Source organism: Vreelandella lionensis (assembly GCF_002087295.1).
Classification (GTDB): domain Bacteria; phylum Pseudomonadota; class Gammaproteobacteria; order Pseudomonadales; family Halomonadaceae; genus Vreelandella; species Vreelandella lionensis.
In genome coordinates this window covers 15,487-32,795 of sequence record NZ_MWVI01000002.1, presented here as the reverse complement: position 1 = coordinate 32,795, position 17,309 = coordinate 15,487, and the positions used below count along the sequence as shown (strand labels likewise).

11 protein-coding genes and 5 pseudogenes are annotated in these 17,309 nt (G+C 56.6%); 4 read left to right on the top strand and 12 right to left on the bottom strand.

The annotated features are described in order from the left end of the window. Positions 1 to 105 precede the first annotated feature (105 nt). From B4967_RS00170 to B4967_RS00140, 8 genes and pseudogenes are all read right to left on the bottom strand, one after another. Positions 106 to 1,176, bottom strand: coding sequence for a porin (locus tag B4967_RS00170; RefSeq protein WP_083022908.1), 1,071 nt, complete (start codon positions 1,174 to 1,176; stop codon positions 106 to 108). Positions 1,177 to 1,440: 264 nt separating this feature from the next. Continuing rightward, complete coding sequence (locus B4967_RS18430) at positions 1,441 to 1,842, bottom strand: ProQ/FINO family protein (protein ID WP_243470229.1); 402 nt, start codon at positions 1,840 to 1,842, stop codon at positions 1,441 to 1,443. Then, a complete protein-coding gene (locus B4967_RS18425; protein WP_243470228.1) occupies positions 1,796 to 2,188 on the bottom strand; it encodes a hypothetical protein in 393 nt (130 codons plus the stop codon). The genes B4967_RS18430 and B4967_RS18425 overlap by 47 nt, the downstream gene beginning before the upstream one ends. A 21-nt stretch (positions 2,189 to 2,209) precedes the next feature. Then, positions 2,210 to 2,749, bottom strand: coding sequence for a dihydrofolate reductase (locus B4967_RS00160; protein WP_044630810.1), 540 nt, complete (start codon positions 2,747 to 2,749; stop codon positions 2,210 to 2,212). Then, positions 2,746 to 3,591 (bottom strand): annotated as a pseudogene (locus B4967_RS00155) (thymidylate synthase). The gene B4967_RS00160 and the pseudogene B4967_RS00155 overlap by 4 nt, the downstream one beginning before the upstream one ends. A gap of 192 nt (positions 3,592 to 3,783) precedes the next feature. Next, the gene (gene lgt / locus B4967_RS00150) at positions 3,784 to 4,572 is read right to left on the bottom strand and encodes a prolipoprotein diacylglyceryl transferase (protein ID WP_083022907.1); all 789 of its coding nucleotides are present in this window, start codon (positions 4,570 to 4,572) and stop codon (positions 3,784 to 3,786) included. A gap of 50 nt (positions 4,573 to 4,622) precedes the next feature. Then, positions 4,623 to 5,420 carry a sulfite exporter TauE/SafE family protein gene (locus B4967_RS00145; protein ID WP_083022905.1) on the bottom strand — a complete coding sequence of 266 codons (798 nt, stop codon included), beginning with the start codon at positions 5,418 to 5,420 and terminating at the stop codon, positions 4,623 to 4,625. Beyond that, the gene (locus tag B4967_RS00140) at positions 5,417 to 6,364 is read right to left on the bottom strand and encodes a response regulator (RefSeq protein WP_340638654.1); all 948 of its coding nucleotides are present in this window, start codon (positions 6,362 to 6,364) and stop codon (positions 5,417 to 5,419) included. The genes B4967_RS00145 and B4967_RS00140 overlap by 4 nt, the downstream gene beginning before the upstream one ends. Positions 6,365 to 6,729: 365 nt before the next feature. On the opposite strand from B4967_RS00140, the gene B4967_RS00135 reads away from it, so the two are divergent. Further along, positions 6,730 to 7,497 (top strand): NRDE family protein, encoded by a 768-nt coding sequence (locus B4967_RS00135; RefSeq protein ID WP_083022901.1) that lies wholly within the window; start codon positions 6,730 to 6,732, stop codon positions 7,495 to 7,497. Between the two features lie 7 nt (positions 7,498 to 7,504). Here the strand turns inward: B4967_RS00135 and ptsP are convergent, their stop codons facing one another. Further along, the gene (gene ptsP, locus B4967_RS00130) at positions 7,505 to 9,766 is read right to left on the bottom strand and encodes a phosphoenolpyruvate--protein phosphotransferase (protein WP_083022899.1); all 2,262 of its coding nucleotides are present in this window, start codon (positions 9,764 to 9,766) and stop codon (positions 7,505 to 7,507) included. Positions 9,767 to 9,853: 87 nt separating this feature from the next. After that, positions 9,854 to 10,348: pseudogene (locus tag B4967_RS00125) on the bottom strand (RNA pyrophosphohydrolase). 163 nt (positions 10,349 to 10,511) lie between these two features. Between B4967_RS00125 and B4967_RS00120 the strand changes: the two are divergent. Next, a pseudogene (locus B4967_RS00120) lies at positions 10,512 to 11,167 on the top strand (histidinol-phosphatase). 89 nt (positions 11,168 to 11,256) lie between these two features. Here the strand turns inward: B4967_RS00120 and B4967_RS00115 are convergent. Further along, complete coding sequence (locus tag B4967_RS00115; RefSeq protein WP_016913321.1) at positions 11,257 to 12,231, bottom strand: malate dehydrogenase; 975 nt, start codon at positions 12,229 to 12,231, stop codon at positions 11,257 to 11,259. 226 nt (positions 12,232 to 12,457) lie between these two features. Between B4967_RS00115 and B4967_RS00110 the strand changes: the two are divergent. Together B4967_RS00110 and B4967_RS00105 are read left to right on the top strand one after the other, a co-directional pair. After that, a pseudogene (locus B4967_RS00110) lies at positions 12,458 to 13,550 on the top strand (efflux RND transporter periplasmic adaptor subunit). Beyond that, a pseudogene (locus B4967_RS00105) lies at positions 13,534 to 16,611 on the top strand (efflux RND transporter permease subunit). The pseudogenes B4967_RS00110 and B4967_RS00105 overlap by 17 nt, the downstream one beginning before the upstream one ends. A gap of 144 nt (positions 16,612 to 16,755) precedes the next feature. On the opposite strand, the gene rsd reads toward B4967_RS00105, so the two are convergent. Further along, positions 16,756 to 17,244: a sigma D regulator gene (rsd, locus tag B4967_RS00100; RefSeq protein ID WP_083022898.1), complete on the bottom strand. Its 489-nt coding sequence runs from the start codon at positions 17,242 to 17,244 to the stop codon at positions 16,756 to 16,758. Between the last annotated feature and the right edge of the window lie 65 nt (positions 17,245 to 17,309).

The window sequence follows — 17,309 nt, the reverse complement described above, 5'->3', positions numbered from 1 at the left end:
AGTAAGCGGTTTTCCGCGCTGACTGATAAAAAAACCGGCCCCTAAAAGGGGCCGGTTCTATTTTGTCTACAGGGGTTACACCCGTAAGCGTGGTTTAAACCAAGCTTAGAAGTGGTAACGAGCGCCTGTCAGCCAGTACATGTCGTCGCCATCAGTATTGATTTCAGAGTCAGAGCCATCAAGAGTAACGTTGATGGACTGCTGATCCGGCTGCTGCAGCTCTACGAATACGTCGAAGTTGCTGGAAACTTTGTAGTAAGTACCCAGTGCCCAAGAAGTGCGGCTTTCTTCGCCATCCGGATCTACTTCGTAGATGTCAGCAGCAAATGCCCACGGGCCAGTGGTGTAAGTACCACCAAGGCCAACGGTGTCGAAGCCACCGCCCCGCACTTCGTTGTCATCACGGGTTTCGTAACCCAAACGCAGCGAGAACTGATCAGTTACATCGTACGAACCAATCAGGCCGTACAACATTTCATCGTTACCACCGCCATTGCCTGCGTTATTCTCATCAATGCGCGCTACGTCATCAACAAAACCAAGACCGATAGTAACTGGACCTTGTGCATAGCGAACACCACCTTGAGCTGCCACTTCAGAATCAGCAGAAGGATCAGCTGCACCACGTGCAGTATAATGCTTAGCCTGCAGGAAAGCGGTGAAGCCGCTCAAGTCGGGTGTATAGTAACCGATAGAGTCGCCGCGAGACTGCTTCGAATGACCAGCGAACTCTAGGTCACTATCAGCGAAGATGTAAACGTCGAACGGCAGAGATACGAACTGGCTGTAGAAGCTGTCAAAGTTACCAGCTTGGAAAGTACCGTACTGCTTGCTTTGCAGACCCAGGTAGCTCTGGCGAAGTTCGTTGAAACCACCATCGGTGGTGTTCTCATCACCATCAAAGCGCCATTCTAGACGACCGAAAGCCGTCAGGTCAGACGTCACTTCCTGGCTCATGCGCAGACCAAGACGAGAATAAACGTCTACAAACTCTGCACCGTTATCTTGGTAATTATCGTTGCTATCGTACTCGGGGCCGCCACCTTCGATACCCATGGCGATACGGCCGTATACGTCCAGACGAGTGCCGTCTTGGTCATATACAGTCGCTGCTTGAGCGGCAGCAGAGGCACCCAGGGCGCCAATGACAGCAGTCGCTAAAAGTGTCTTTTTCATGATATAGGTTCCTTTAACTAGCTTACTGTTTCGATCGTTATTACTGGCCTTCGTAGAAGCCAGCAAGTGGCTTGCGGGCCATGCTCTTTTTCTCATCCGCCGGTTTTTCCCGGTGGTATGCGACATGTCCTCAACAAAGCCTTGTTATAGTCCAATGCTCGCAGGTCAAACTCTATACCGGGATTCCAGGGAACGCAATAGAAAAAAACAGTGTTTTTTTACGATTTGTGTTTTTTTATGGAACCCACAACACGGACTCGGGTCTCAGCGGCCTTCGAATTTTTGCTGCAAGCCTTTTAGTTTCTCTTCCATGCTAAGCGGCTTTTTCTGCTCACTTTTTTCTGGAACGGGCGTTCTCGAGGGGAGCTTCTCATCGTTTGGCGATGAGTTACTCGCGGCTGGCTGCGCTTTATTCGTGCGACTTTTCGCGGGGGGAGCCGGACGCTCCATTCGTTTTTTCGTGGGCGCTTCTTGTCGCCGCTCACTGGCATGTTTCGCGGCTTCTTTGTCCACCTTGCCGGCAGGCTGGCCATCTAAATCGACACGCTCTGCTCCTTCACGCATGGATTTGATATAACGTGGCAAATTGACGTAGTTGGCTAGCGCCCGACGGATCAATTTACTCGGCCAAGGCTCGCGCTCGGCCAAATCCTGGTGAATCCCCACTTTCAAGGGTTTGGTGTGCCCTTTTGAAGAAGGCATGTGGGTAACGCTGATACCACTGCTTCAATAACGCTTGCGGCGAGGGTTGCGTGACGGCTTCTGGCGTTACTGGCTCGCTGACCGCCGCTGATACGTGCTCGGGTGCTTCGTTCGGTACTTCTTCTGCCGCCGCGACATCGGTCTCGTGTTCAGCGGGCGATGCCGTAGGCTCCCCTGAGGCGCGAGTCGATAGCGCGGCTAGCTGCTGTTTCAACTGCTGATTCTCTTCGCGCAGCGCAATGAGTTCGGCCTTGTTTTGTTCGAGCCGTGTTTCTAACGTTTCTAGTAGATGCAGTACGCTGGCGGCCATAACCCCCTCCTTTGCCCTTGGTCAGTCGTTGACACGCTCATACACGACGAAGTCATAATTTGACTGCCCTTCTGCGGGCTGCCCGGCGACTCGCTGAACTTCTTGCCACTCTTCCGTCGAGAACGCGGGGAAGTACGCATCGCCTTCCACTTCTATATCGACTTCCGTGATGTAGAGACGTTGGGCAAACGGTAAGGCTTGACGGTAAATCTCGCCGCCGCCCATGACCATGATTTCTTCTGCCGCTTCGATTGTCGCCTGCTGATCGGCAAGCGCTAACGCAGCCGGTAGCTCATGGCATACGCGCGTGCCTTCTGCACTAAACTGGGCATCCCGAGTCACGACGATATTGAGACGATTGGGCAGCGGCTTGCCAATGGAGGCGAAGGTTTTACGTCCCATGACCAGCGGCTTGGCCTGGGTCATACGTTTGAAGAATTTCAAATCTTCAGGCAAGTACCAGGGTAGCTTGCCATCGACGCCAATGACGCGATTCTTGGCCATGGCGACGATCATCGCAACGGGCACCAGCGGTTCATAGGCGGTGGCTTGCTGACTCATACGGCTACCTTTGCTTTGATATGCGGATGGGACGCGTAATTTTCGATCTGAATATCATCGAAGGTGAAGTCGAATAGGTTCGTGACCTCTGGATTGAGCACGAGCCTAGGCGGTGGCATGGGTGTGCGGGTTAGCTGCTCCTGCGCCTGCTCTAGATGGTTGCTATACAGGTGGGCATCTCCAAGCGTGTGAACGAATTCCCCCGGCTGTAAGCCCGTGACCTGGGCCACCACGCTCAGCAGCAACGCGTAACTGGCGATATTGAACGGCACGCCGAGAAAAATATCGGCACTGCGCTGGTAAAGCTGGCAGGAGAGTCGCCCGTTGGCGACTTAGAACTGAAACAGACAGTGACAAGGCGGCAGCTTCATTTAATCCCCTTGGCCTGGGTTCCAGGCCGAGACAATTAACCGCCGCGACTGCGGGTTGGTGCGAATTTGCTCTAGCACATTGGCAATTTGATCCACGCTGCCGCCCTTGGGGTGCGGCCAGCTACGCCACTGGTAGCCATATACGGGGCCCAGGTTGCCCTCTTCATCAGCCCACTCGTCCCAGATACGCACGCCGTGCTCTTTCAGGTAACCGATGTTGGTATCGCCCTTCAGAAACCACAGCAGCTCGTGGATGATGGAGCGCAGCTGCAGCTTCTTGGTGCTCAGCAGCGGAAACCCACGGGAAAGATCGAAGCGCATCTGGTGGCCAAACACCGAGCGCGTACCCGTACCGGTACGGTCACCGCGATCAACGCCCTGTTCGAGCACAGTGCGCATCAGGTCCAGGTAAGGCTGTTCAAGCGCAGGCAATTCGTTCGACGTGGTAAGCGAAGGCGTTGTAGCAGTCACAAGGTTTCCAGATTAACAGCGAGTTTGAGGCTGTATTCTAGGCCGCCCTAAAGGCAACGTCTATGTTAAGGGTGGTGGAAGGGAGCTTTAGCTCGCGATGATGCAGGCACAAGTGCCTGCCCGGACAGTCGCCCAATAAAATTGGCCTCCCACAGACAGGTTTAGGTGGATACTCTGAGCGCCACATCCAGATCATACCTTGGCGTCGATGGGCTTGCCTTTTGACCAGAGCATCAGGAGGAGTCCGAGAATAATCATGGGTAGGGTGAGGAGCATGCCCATGGTGAACCAGCCAAAGGCGAGGTAGCCGATGTGGGCGTCGGGCATGCGGACGAATTCGACCATGAAGCGGAAGACGCCGTAGCCCAGCAGAAACAGGCCGGAGATGAACCCGCGCGCACGAGGTTTGGCCGAGACCCACCAGAGGATGACGAACAGCACGGCGCCTTCCAATACGGCTTCGTAGAGTGCCGAGGGGTGACGCGGCTCTGGGCCCATGCCGGGAAAGGGCATGCCCCAGGGAAGCGAGGTCACGCGGCCGGGCAGCTCGTGGTTGATGAAGTTGCCGATGCGCCCAGCCCCCAGGCCAATCGGCACGAGCGGGGCGATGAAGTCGGTGAGGGTGAAGAAGGCCAACTGCTTGCGGCGGGCAAATAGCCAGGCGGCCAGCAATACGCCCATCAAGCCACCATGGAAGCTCATGCCGCCATCCCACACGCGGAAGATCCAGAGCGGGTCGGCCATCCACTGTTCTAATCCGTAAAACAGCGCGTAGCCCAAGCGACCACCGGCGACTACGCCAATGGCACAGTAGAAGAGCAAATCGCCGATATCATCTTTAGTTAAGCCGATACGCGGTGCGCGCTTACAGCCCAGCCACCAGGCAGCGACAAAACCAACTACATGCATTAGGCCATACCAATGTACTTGCAACGGGCCTAGGGAAATCGCGACAGGGTCTATCGTTGGGTAGTTGATCATTCACTTTCTCTAATCAAATAAAAGAAACGCTACAGTGTGCCAGAGCGCCATTACGCCAGTATGAAGCGTAATCCCACCACAGCGAGCAGAGCAGCAAAACAGAAACGCAGTACATCGGCAGGCAGCACATGGGCCAAACGCACGCCAATACGGGCAAACGGCACGCTGGTGGCTACGATACCGATAAATGCTGGCCACATAACAAATCCGGTTGCCCAATGAGGCAAGTGCGGGTTCCCCCACCCCACCACGATAAAGGCCACCGCCCCTACCACTGCTATTGGTAAGCCACAGGCCGCAGAGGTTCCCACCGCTTGTGTCATAGTGGCACCGCAGCGAGAGAGCCAAGGCACTGTCATGGCACCACCGCCTATACCGAACAGCGCAGAAATCGCTCCAACGAGGCCACCCGCAATGGTCATTGCTACTTTTCCAGGGGCAATAGTGCCGGGTTTCGGCGTAAGCCCGATGACCATTTTGGTAGCTAATAGAAGTACGAAGACGCCAAAAAGCGTACCCAGCACGGTGCCCGACAAGTTATCAGCAATAAACACCCCAGCAATCGCGCCTAGCATTAAGCCGGGCAGCAAGGCCATAAACCAAGCACGATGCACGCTACCTTTACGAAAATGCCCAAGGGCTGAAGAAGCGCCGGTAATGACGATAGTGGCAAGCGAGGTGCCAACAGCAAGGTGCATAGTGATCTCAGGGGAAATGCCCTGTAGCCCGAAGGCAAACACCAGCACAGGAACAATAATGATCCCGCCACCAACCCCAAATAGCCCGGCCATCGTGCCAGCGACTGCCCCTAGCGCCAAGTAACTGGCTAAAATGGCTGCAAAGGTCATTGGTTCGGCCTCTCCAGGGCGTGAGGCAACCATTTATTAATCATGCTATGCAAGGTATCCGGTTGATAGGGTTTGGCTAGAAGGTCATCCATTCCAGCGGCTTCGCAGGTATCTCTGCCCGCGTTATCGACATTGGCGGTCAACGCAATCATCAAACTGCGCTGTTTTTGATTTGATTGCCCAAACTTACCCCAACGGCGAGTCGTCTCAAGCCCCTCGAGAGTGGGCATAAAAATATCCATAAAGACTAAATCATAAAAAGTGGACTGCTGGCGTTCTAGGGCTTGCTCACCGCTACTGACACCTTCCACCTTAAGGCCCTGGGACTCTAACATTTGCCGCGCCAGCATTAAGTTTACCGGCCCATCGTCAACGACCAATACGCGAGGCCGGTGCTCACCGCCCCCTGATAAATCGTCACTGCTTGTCTCATTCACACTCTGCTGCACGAAATTAGCTAATAGTGAGCGGATATCAGCAAGGCGTTCACGCACGTGGGTAACGTTCTGGCGGCTGGTCTCAGACGCATCCTCCGTTAGCATGCTGCCAAGGTGCTCAAAAAGGCTATCGGCTTCTCGTTGCATCAACGTTAGGTAGCTTGATTTAAGCCGAGACTCCTCTCTTGCCCGCTCTCTGCCTGCCATTAAATGTTTGAGTTGCTTCTGCTGGTGATGCAAGTCATCCAACAACGCTTGGTCACTCCTAGCATGACCAGCCTGTGTGACCACATGACCCGCTTTATCAAGCGTTCGAATAACCCCTTCTAGCTGGTCGTTCGCCAGGGTAAGCCGCTGGCAGGGCTGTTCATCGGCCTTCGGCTCAACAAGCGCTGGTAAAGAGTTAAGGGCCACCCTCCTGCGCAGCTCGTCAATCCGCTGCTCAAGCTCGCTAAGCCCCTGCGTGAAGAGTGTGTCCTTATACTTGCCCCGCGCTTTGATTAACATTAAAAAAACGCCTACATTCATGCAGCTGCCCAACAGAAGGGCAAGCATTAGCCACACCGTGGTTGCCCATGACGCTTGACTGGGTGACATTAGCCAGATAACGGCTCCTACCAACACACATAGCAGGACAAGCGCGGCCTGAACCAGTAATAATGGCCATAGAACTGGCCAGATAATGGCATTCCAGAAGTGCTCTCGCTGATAGCGTTGTGTCATTCGCGATGTCCCAGTTGGCAGGGCGTTAGGCTAGTAGAGATAGCCCGCATCATTAATCACGGCGCGAAAGTCAGTGTACGTCTCCACCGGAAGTGTGTCATGTCGCGCCACTTAAGTATGCCCCGAATAATGCCTATTATGAGTCATTTATGTGTTTAATTACGTTTCGTTGGTCACCCGATAGCCACACTCCTCTACGCTTAGCGGGTAATCGTGATGAGTTCCATGCACGCCCTACTGCCCCACTGAGTGCGTGGAGCGACAAAACACTGCTGGGTGGCAGAGACTTGGAAGCGGGTGGTACATGGCTGGCAGCAAATCGATACGGCATTGTGGCGGCACTTACCAACGTACGCGATACCACCTTACCCACGCCCCCTAACGCGCCCAGCCGAGGCGAACTGGTGGCGGGGGTACTTGCCAGTGACGACCCCGCCGCATGGCTAGACACCATGGCGAGCCACCAAGCCGAGCGCTACGCTGGCTTTAATTTATTAGTCGCTACCACCCACCAATGCTGGCACCTGCACCGGGGAAGCGATGGCATATCCCTTGTTAATGTGCCGCCCGGGGTGCATGGGCTTTCCAATGCCAGTTTGAATACGCCTTGGCCTAAACTACAGGCTGCACGTTGCGCTATGCAGGGTAGTAATAATCACCTGTGGGGGCCCGCCACGCGACAGGCGCTGCAAAACCCAGGGCAAGCCGCCGATCACTTGCTACCCGATACGGGGGTTGGCGTTACTCTTGAGCGTCAGCTCTCGGCGGCTTTTATCGTCGGCGAGCAGTACGGCACCCGCGCTACTACTTGGCTGACGCTTAGCCACCGGGGCGATGTGGCTATCACTGAGCAGCGCTTTGGGCCGCTCGGGCGCTTTACTGGCGAAACGACACTTACGGCGCTATGCCAACGATAGTAGCTTATTAATCACGAGGGGGCAGCAGGTGCGACAACTGCCACTCATCCAGCCGTTTATTAAGATGCTCATGGACCAGTGCGGGCGTATCCAGCCGCATGATCTCTTTGAGCAGCGTTTGCGCATCGGCCAGCGTGACCCGACGAATCGCGGCACGCACTTTTGGCAAGCTGGGGGCGTTCATGGAAAGGCTGGGAAAGCCCATCGCCATCAACAGCAGCGCGCCTGCTGGGTCACCCGCCAGCTCACCACACAGCGAAATAGGCTTATTCAGCCGCTTCGCATCCTGAGCCAGCTCTTGTAAAGCGCCAAGTAGCGCGGGATGCAGCGCATCGTACAGGCTAGACACCCGCGGATTGTTACGATCCACCGCTAGCAGGTACTGGGTAAGGTCATTACTGCCTACCGAGAAAAAATCGACACGCTTAGCCAGCGCGTCCATTTGATAAATAGTCGCGGGTACTTCAATCATGACCCCCACTTTTGGCCGCTCAACCTTAATACCCTCTTCGCCCAACTCTAAGATGGCGCGATCAAGCAGCCGTATTGCCTCATCGACCTCCTCCACATTGGTGATCATGGGGAGCAGCACGTAGAGATTGCCTAAATCGTGGGAGGCTTTAAGCATGGCGCGCAGCTGTACCATCAGAACTTCAGGATGATCCAGGGTAACGCGCATACCCCGCCAGCCCAGGAACGGGTTGGCTTCCTCAATCGGGAAATAGGGCAAATCTTTGTCGCCACCGATATCTAGAGTACGCATCACCACCGGCAGCGGCGCAAAGCCTTTCAACTGCTCGCGGTACATGCGCATCTGCTCTTTTTCACCTGGGAAGCGCTCGGTAATCATAAATGGCACTCCGGTGCGATAGACCCCCACCCCGCCAATGCGGCTTTTCAGCAGTGCAGAGGCATCCACCGCCAAGCCAGTATTCACCATCAGCGGCATTTCATGGCCGTCGGGGGTTCTACTGGGCAGATCCTGTTCATGCTCCAGCACTTCGCTGAGCACTTTCTCTTCGGCAATCAGGCTAGCGTAGCGGGTTTGCAGCTCGGCGGCAGGACGCACAAATAGCCGCCCCCGGTGGCCATCTAGCACCACGGGCGCACCGTTCAGGCGTGGCAGCGGCAGGTCTACCATTCCTAATACCGTGGGAATGCCCATGGCACGGGCGACAATCGCCACGTGAGACGTACTAGAACCACGTACCGACACCAATCCTTTTAGCTTGTCGCGCGGCACTTCGCCCAGCATCGCCACACTGATTTCATCGCCAACTAAAATGGCGTTGTCTGGATAAGTTTCCGGCGTAGAAGGCGTTTCGTCTTTCAGATGCGCCAACACGCGACGGCCCAGGTCGCGAATATCTGCTGCCCGCTCGCGCAGGTAGCCATCCTCGACACGTTCTAGGTACTGAACGTGGCGGCGAACGACATCGGCGAGCGCCGCCGGCGCCCGCTGCCCTTCCCGAATTCGTTTTTCGACCTCTTCGGAGAGTGCCGCTTCCCCCAACATATGTTGGTAGACGTCGAACAGCGCCAGCTCTTGAGAGGAGATACGATTGACCAAACGCTCTGCAGCGGCACGAATCTCATCGCGGGTTTTGCCGATGGCCTCTTTTAGCCGGGCAATTTCGTACTCCTGGTCGCTGGGAATAAGATCAGGAACGCTATTGAGGTCAGCGGGAGGAGTGATCACCACGGCTTCGCCCATGGCCATGCCGGGCGAGGCCGCGACCCCTTTGAACATCGCCTGGCCACCGGGTAGCGCGGGGCGAGTGAGATTACCGGTGGCTAAGGCATGAGCCAGCACGCCCGAAAGCTGTGCCGCCATGGTGACCAGGAAGGCTTCATCTTCGTCATCGTAGCGGCGCTTTTCCGCCTGCTGCACCACCAGCACCCCCAACATGTGGCGCTGGTGGATAATCGGCACCCCAAGAAAGCTTGAATAACGCTCTTCACCGGTCGCTTCAAAGTAGCGGAAATGGGAGTGCGACTGGGCATCTTCCAAGTTGAGCGGCTCGCTGCGTTTGGCCACCAGCCCCACTACGCCCTCCCCCAGCGGCAACACGACACGACCCACGGCTTGGGTACGCAGACCAATGGTTTCCATCAGAACCAACGACTCCAGTTCTTTATCGTAAAGATAAAAAGAGCACACATCGGTCTGCATGGCTTTGCGTATGCGGCGAACCATGGTCGACAGCGCGGCGTCGAGGTTCCGTGCGCCATTCACTTCTTGAATAACGCGTCGCAGCACCTCAAGCATGGACGTTTTCCTATTCACTATTATTTGCCTCGCTGAGGGATTGTCCGGCTGGGCTAACACTGCTTTTATCCTGCAATGATGCGCGCGTTATCCTTCGCTATCTTGTGCCAAGCGCTGCACGCGAGGAGAAAGCTCTCTTAGCGCACGCCGATAGACCTCTCGTTTAAACGGCACCACTTGCCCTAACGGGTACCAGTAGCTAACCCATCGCCAACCGTCGAATTCCGGCTTGGGCGTGGCCGTCATACAAATACGGTTTTCTTGGCAACGAATTTTGAGTAAAAACCACTTCTGTTTTTGGCCAATACACACTGGCCTTGAGTGGGTACGAATCATGCGTCGTGGCAGACGGTAGCGCAGCCAGCCCCGGGTGCAGGCGACAATATCAACATCGTCGGCGGTTAGGCCGATCTCTTCGTGGCGTTAACGAAAAAGCGCTTGTTGTGGCGTCTCGCTTGCCTTAATGCCTCCCTGGGGAAATTGCCACGCATTTTGTCCTACACGACGCGCCCAAAGCAGCTGCCCCTGGATATTGGCAATGATAATGCCAACATTAGGGCGAAAGCCGTCAGCGTCGATCACGGACATCACCTTCATAAATTTTCAGTTATGCCCATTTTTCCACAAGGGAGACAAGCGTATCAATACAATATCACGCTAAGTGGTGAAACCTAGGTGACTCTGCGATAATCCGGCGCTTTGTATCCGACGACCAACGTCCAACATTAACCATAAGGGGAGCGCCGTGAGTCTGGCCATTTTCGATTTGGACAATACGCTGCTATCCATCGACAGCGACCATGCCTGGGGTGAGTTTCTGGTGGAGCAAGGCGCAGTGGACCCGGTGGCCTCCCGCGAGGCCAACGAGCGCTTTCTCGCCGATTGCAACGCGGGCACTCTGGATATGGCGGCATTTTTGGAAATGGCGCTGAACCGCTGGCTGAAAACACGCCGGAGCAGCTGGCGGCGTGGCACCAGCAATTCATGGCCAGCAAAATCGAGCCGCATATTCTGCCCAAAGCCGAGGAGCTGCTGGCCCGCCACCGCACCAAAGGCGATACGCTGCTGATTATCCCTGCCACCAACCGTTTTATTACCGGCCCCATTGCCGAGCGCTTAGGTGTTGATGATTTAATCGCTGTAGAGCCGGAAATGGTCGATGGCCGCTATACTGGCCGTGTTGACGGCGTGCCCAGTTACCGCGAGGGTAAAGTCATCCGCCTACAAGCGTGGCTAGAAGCCCAAGATATCACCATGGACGGCGCATGGTTCTATAGCGATTCTCACAACGATCTACCGCTACTTGAGAACGGTGATCACCCGGTTGCCGTCGACCCAGACGACACCCTGCGTAAAGTGGCAGAAGAACGGAACTGGCGGATTATGAGCCTGCGGGATTAATTGATTAATGAGGCAAACAAAAACCCCGCAAGAAATCTTGCGGGGTTTTGCGTGACTAAGCGCTTATAAAAAGCGCTTAGCAGGCGCGTTTAGCCGAGCAGGTGCTCAACGGCAGCGCGCTCTTCGCGCAGTTCTTTCTCGGTGGCTTGCATCTTCTCTTTGCTGAATGCATCCAGCTCGAAACCTTGTACGATTTCGTATTTGCCACCCTGACAACGAACCGGGTAGGAGTAGATGATGCCTTCGGCGATGCCGTAGCTGCCGTCGGAAGGAATCGCCATGCTGACGATGCCGTCGCAACCCAGCGCCCAATCGCGCATGTGGTCGATGGCAGATGACGCAGCAGAAGCGGCAGAGGAAGCACCGCGCGCTTTGATGATCGCGGCACCGCGCTGCTGCACAGTCGGGATGAAGTCGTTTTCGTACCAGTCACGCTCAACCAGATCGAAAGCGGCTTTGCCGTCTACTTTGCACTGGGCCAGATCCGGGTACTGGGTGGCACTATGGTTGCCCCAGATGATCATGTTTTCAACGTCGGTGACGTGCTTGCCGGTTTTCTGAGCCAGCTGTGTCAGCGCGCGGTTATGGTCCAGACGCGTCATGGCAGTGAACTGACCAGCGTCCAGATCCGGCGCGTTGCAGGAAGCAATCAGCGCGTTGGTGTTGGCCGGGTTGCCGACGACCAGCACTTTCACATCACGGCTAGCATGGTCGTTCAGTGCTTTACCCTGTACAGAGAAGATCGCGGCGTTGGCTTCCAGCAGATCTTTACGCTCCATACCCGGGCCACGCGGACGTGCACCTACCAGCAGAGCGAAGTCAGCATCTTTAAAGGCAACGTTCGGGTCGTCGGTGGCAACGATGTCTTGCACCAGCGGGAACGCACAGTCGTTAACTTCCATCACGACGCCGTTCAGCGCGTCCATCGCTTGAGGAATTTCGAGAAGCTGGAGAATGACAGGCTGATCCGGCCCTAGCATGTCGCCAGCGGCAATACGGAAAATAAGAGAGTAGCTGATCTGGCCGGCACCGCCGGTAATCGCAATACGTACTGGATCTTTCATCATTGCTCCTTGATGGTTCGCCTAATGGAGGTTCGCCTGGTAAAGAATAGCGCCATGATGGTATGCCCAGACGCTCAAAAACTCAATCAGACATGAGACGACTACCCATTTGCACGCGGGCTTGATACTCGCTGAAAACGGCCAGTTACGCTATGGTGTGACGGGCTGCGGTACCATCCTTTACCGCGCTATCTATTTTGTCATTCCCTTGGAACAGTGACTTTCCATGCGACGAATTCCCCCCTCTTACGCGCTGGCTAGCCTGCTGGTGCTGGCGTTAGTGGTATGGCTGGCCGTTGGCGATTTTCAGCAGTTTCAATCTTCACCTCCTGAAAGCACAGCAGAGCAAGCCGAGGCCCTCCCCCGCGTCGAGGTAAGCACTCAGCAGAGCACGCCGTATATTCCCCAGCAGGTGCTACAGGGCCAGCTCACCGCTGAGCGTGAGACAGTGCTGCGTGCCAACGTCGCGGGTTACGTCGCAGAGAAGCCGGTCAAGCAAGGAGAGAGCGTGCGCCAGGGCGAAACGCTACTAGTGCTGGATAACGATGCCCTGCCCGAACGCTTGCGGCAGGCCAGAGATGAACTAGCGCTGGCCGAAGCCGAGTACGCCGGTGCCCAGAGCCTGCGCCGTCGTGAGCTAATTTCCCAGCCGGAGCTGCTGCGCCTGCAAAGCGCGCTCAGCGCCAGCGCGGCGCAGGTGGCGCAGCTAGAGAAACAGCTGCAAGACACCCGGCCCACTGCCCCATTTGACGGCACCCTCGACCGAACACAGGTAGAGCTTGGCGACCTACTCCAGCCAGGCGAAGAGTGGGCACGCTTGATTGATGATCGCCGCCTAACCGGTACCGCCTGGGTGTCACAGCAGCAGATAGGTGCTTTAAGCGTGGGGTTACCCGTGACGGCCCGTCTACTTAACGGTGGATCGCTCGCTGGCGAAGTGAGCTATATCAGCAGCCGTGCAGAAGAAGCGACCCGTACGTTCTATATCGAAGTAGCACTCGACAACCCCGAGCGCCTGCGCTTAGCGGGAGGCAGTGCAGAGTTCACGATCACATTGCCACCCCGCCAAGTGCACACCCTTTCGCCTGCGTTATTCAGCCTTGACGAGCGCGGCCAGTTAGCCATCAAGCACTTGGATGACGAGGATCGTGTCGTGCAAACCGCCGTCGAGCTAGTTAGCGCCGATACCCAGCGCGCCTATGTCAGCGGCCTGCCCGACCCGGTCACCCTCATTACGTTAGGGGCTGGGCTTGGTCCGCCCCGGCGAAGCAGTAACCCCCGTGCCTGCCCAGGAAGGTGGACATGCGCCAGTTAATTAATGCCGCCCTCACCCATACCCGTACCACACTGCTGCTACTGGTAGGGCTGCTACTGGCGGGCACGGCCGCCTGGCAGGCGATTCCCAAAGAAGCCAACCCCGACGTGACGATCCCGATTATCTACGTATCTCTCGCGCTGGAGGGCGTCAGCCCCGAAGATGGCGAGCGCCTACTGGTCCGCCCCATGGAGCAGGAGCTGCGTGGCATCGAGGGGCTGCGTAAATTCACCGCTCAGTCCAGTGAAGGCCACGCCTCGGTAACGCTTGAGTTCGACCCTGGTTTTGACCCAGACACCGCCCTGGCCGATGTGCGCGAGCGCGTCGATATTGCCCGCAGCAGCCTGCCCGATGAAGCGGAAGAGCCACGGGTGATGGAAGTTAACGTCTCCGAGTTTCCCGTTCTGAGTATCGGCCTCTCCGGCGATCTGGATACCCGGGAGCGGATGACGATTGCCCGGCGCTTGAAAGAGGAAATCGAAGGCATCGCCGATGTGCTCGAGGTAGAGATTGCTGGCGAACGGGAGGACCTGTTGGAGATCGTCGTCGACCCGCTGGTGCTGGAGAGCTACGGCGTTGATTTCGACACCCTGTTCAATCAGATATCACGCAATAACCGCTTGGTCGCCGCAGGCAGTCTGGATACGGGCGCGGGGCGTTTAGCGTTAAAGGTTCCCGGCATTATTGAGTCGTTAAACGACGTGATGAACATGCCGGTGAAAGTAGAAGGAGATCAAGTGGTCACCTTTGGCGATGTGGCCTGGATTCACCCCACCTACAAAGAGGCCGAAGGATTTGCCCGTATTGATGGCCAGCCCGCCGTGGTGCTGGAAATCTCCAAAACGCGCTGGGGCCAACATCATCGCGACCATTGAAGCAGTGCGAGAGCAGTTGGCACTCGCGGAAGACCTGCTGCCCGAACAGCTACGGATAACCACTATTCTGGATGAGTCGGTTACCGTGCAGAACATGCTCTCGGAGCTGCTGAATAACGTGTTAACCGCCGTTGTGCTGGTACTCATCGTAGTGGTGGCCGTGATGGGCTGGCGGATGGCACTGCTGGTAGGGCTGACCATTCCAGGAGCGTTCCTCACCGGCATTCTGCTGGTGTGGGCGTTTGGATTTACGCTCAATATTGTCGTGCTGTTTGCACTGATTTTGGTCGCGGGCATGCTCGGTGGATGGGGCTATCGTCGTCAGCGAGTTGGCCGACCGGCATCTGCACGACGGCCAAGCGCCGCATCAAGCGTGGCTCGATGCCGCCTCACGCATGAGCTGGCCGGTCATCGCCTCTACGGCAACGACACTCGCCGTGTTCATCCCGCTGCTGTTTTGGCCGGGCGTGGTGGGCCAATTTATGAAGTACCTGCCCGCCACGGTGATTCTATGCTTGCTGGCCTCGCTGGCCATGGCGCTGGTGTTTTTGCCTACGCTGGGCCGCCTGTTCACGCGCACCTCTCATGCCAGTGGTACCGGGCCGATAGATGAAAGTACAGCGCTTGGGCGTGGGTATCGTCGGATCTTGAGCCGCCTGCTTCAGCATCCTGCCTGGGTACTGCTGTTTGCGGTACTGCTGATTGCCCTACTCTACACCGGCTATGCGCGCTTCAATCATGGCGTGGATTTCTTTCCTAACGTGGAGCCGGACAGCGCTCAGGTACTGGTGCGCGCCCGCGGTGATTTTTCGGCGGAGGAAACCGATGCCATTTTGCAGCGCGTGGAGCAGCGCTTGGGTGGTATGGGGGAAGTGGAGCGCTCTACGCCCGCTCTTACGCTGTGCCCGACCAGCAAATGGGTAGTGATGTAATTGGCATGCTTCAGTTCCAGTTTATCGACTGGTATCAGCGCCGTCCTGCTCGCACCATTCTGGCGGATATGGCTGAGCGCACCCAGGATATCCCAGGCATTACCCTGGAGTTTCAAGAGCAGGAGATGGGCCCCGGCGGCGGCAAGCCGATTGTGCTGGAGGTGAGTGCTACCGACCCGGACATTGCCGATGCAGGGGTTGATCAAATCACGGCGATGATGCGCAACCTTGGCGGCTTTACCGATATTCAGGATAACCGCAGCCTGCCGGGCGTCGAGTGGCAGGTGCATGTGGATCGCGAAGCCGCTGCCCGTATGGGAACCGATATCACCACCATCGGCAGTGCCGTTCAACTGCTCACCACCGGGCTTCAGATCGCCTCTATCGTCCGCCCACGGTGAACGATGAAGTGGATATTCGGGTGCGACTGCCGGAGAACTGGCGCACATTGAACCAGCTTGAGCGTTTGACGATTAATACCCCTCGCGGGCAGGTGCCTATTTCGCACTTTGTGGAGATTACTCCTGCACCAAAAGTGGGCACGCTTAACCGCATCGATGGCCGCCGTGCTATTACGGTGGAAGCCGACTTAGCTCCAGAATTCTTGGCCGATGAGCGGCTGCGCGCTCTATTGGACGCTGGCCAAGGCCAACTGCCCGACGGTTTGATGGTTAACGTCGCCGGTGAGCAAGAGGATCAGCAGGAGTCGATGCAGTTTCTGGTCAGCGCTTTCTTGGTTGCGATTGGCTTGATGGCACTGATTCTGGTGACGCAGTTCAATAGCTACTACCAAGCCGCGCTGGTACTGTCGGCGATTGTGTTCTCAACGGCAGGGGTATTGATGGGACTACTCATCACCGGCCAAGCGTTCGGCATTGTGATGGTAGGCATGGGGGTGATCGCGCTGGCAGGGATCGTGGTGAACAACAATATCGTCTTGATCGATACCTATAACGAGCTGCGCGCCGAGGGCATGCCCCCCGCTCAAGCGGCCTTGGAAGCAGGCTGTTTACGCCTGCGCCCGGTGCTACTCACCGCGATTACGACCGTACTGGGGTTGATGCCGATGGTGTTGGGCGTCAACGTCAATTTGTTTGCCCCGGCATTAGGTTTCAACGCCCCGTCTGCCCAGTGGTGGACACAAATGTCCAGCGCGATTGCCGGTGGGTTGACGTTCGCCACCTTCCTCACCCTGCTGCTCACCCCCTGCATGCTGGTGATTGGCGGCCGCTTACGGCGGGAGAAAGATCTCGGTTGAAAAATAGCTACAAGCCAGCCTGTGGGAGGCCAATTCATTGGGCGACTCTCTGGGCAGGCACTGGTGCCTGAATCGTCGCGAGCTAAAGCTCCCTCCCACAACAAGCCCCTCCCACAGGGTGAAGGGGCTTACGAGGACAGAGGCTTAAGCGGGAGATTTGATCTGCTGGGGGCTGTGGGCTGCATGGAGGCGTGCGATGAGCTGCTCCTCCAGGGCGAAGCGTTCGGTGAGCCCTTTGGCGAGCCGGTCGATCCAGGCGGGCAGCCGAGCCAGGTTTTGCTGGCAGCGTACCGGGGTGGCGAAGTCTTCGTCGAACTCCAGCACCATGGCGGTAGACATTTCCAGGCGCTCTAGCAGTTGTGCGGCAATGTGAAGCGCGCTTTCGTCATTAAAGGCTTTCGCTTCTTCCGCAAGCTGCGGGTAAATCTCAAAGTGCCCAGCACTGATATAGTCCATCAGCAGCTCGCTGAAGGTATCAATGCGCGCCTTGCTGACGGCTTCGAGTTCCGCATCGCAGGCTTCCTTGAGCTCAATGAAGCTGACCAGTAGCGCGCGACGCTGATCAAGCCAGCGATCAATCAAACTGTGTACGCCTCCCCAGCGCTCCAGGGCATTTTTGCAATCTTCGAGCATGGGGCTTTCTCCTTGCAGATAGCCGCCTTGAACAGGGCTAGACTCGCTTTTCCTTCTGCCTCTGT

What these genes read in the sequence shown, in the direction of transcription:
- B4967_RS00170 (WP_083022908.1), bottom strand. Translation starts at nt 1,176, where the DNA reads ATGAAAAAGACACTTTTAGCGACTGCTGTCATTGGCGCCCTGGGTGCC.
- B4967_RS18425 (WP_243470228.1), bottom strand. Translation starts at nt 2,188, where the DNA reads ATGGCCGCCAGCGTACTGCATCTACTAGAAACGTTAGAAACACGGCTC.
- B4967_RS00160 (WP_044630810.1), bottom strand. Translation starts at nt 2,749, where the DNA reads ATGAGTCAGCAAGCCACCGCCTATGAACCGCTGGTGCCCGTTGCGATG.
- lgt (WP_083022907.1), bottom strand. Translation starts at nt 4,572, where the DNA reads ATGATCAACTACCCAACGATAGACCCTGTCGCGATTTCCCTAGGCCCG.
- B4967_RS00145 (WP_083022905.1), bottom strand. Translation starts at nt 5,420, where the DNA reads ATGACCTTTGCAGCCATTTTAGCCAGTTACTTGGCGCTAGGGGCAGTC.
- B4967_RS00140 (WP_340638654.1), bottom strand. Translation starts at nt 6,364, where the DNA reads ATGTTAATCAAAGCGCGGGGCAAGTATAAGGACACACTCTTCACGCAG.
- B4967_RS00135 (WP_083022901.1), top strand. Translation starts at nt 6,730, where the DNA reads ATGTGTTTAATTACGTTTCGTTGGTCACCCGATAGCCACACTCCTCTA.
- ptsP (WP_083022899.1), bottom strand. Translation starts at nt 9,766, where the DNA reads ATGCTTGAGGTGCTGCGACGCGTTATTCAAGAAGTGAATGGCGCACGG.
- B4967_RS00115 (WP_016913321.1), bottom strand. Translation starts at nt 12,231, where the DNA reads ATGAAAGATCCAGTACGTATTGCGATTACCGGCGGTGCCGGCCAGATC.
- rsd (WP_083022898.1), bottom strand. Translation starts at nt 17,244, where the DNA reads ATGCTCGAAGATTGCAAAAATGCCCTGGAGCGCTGGGGAGGCGTACAC.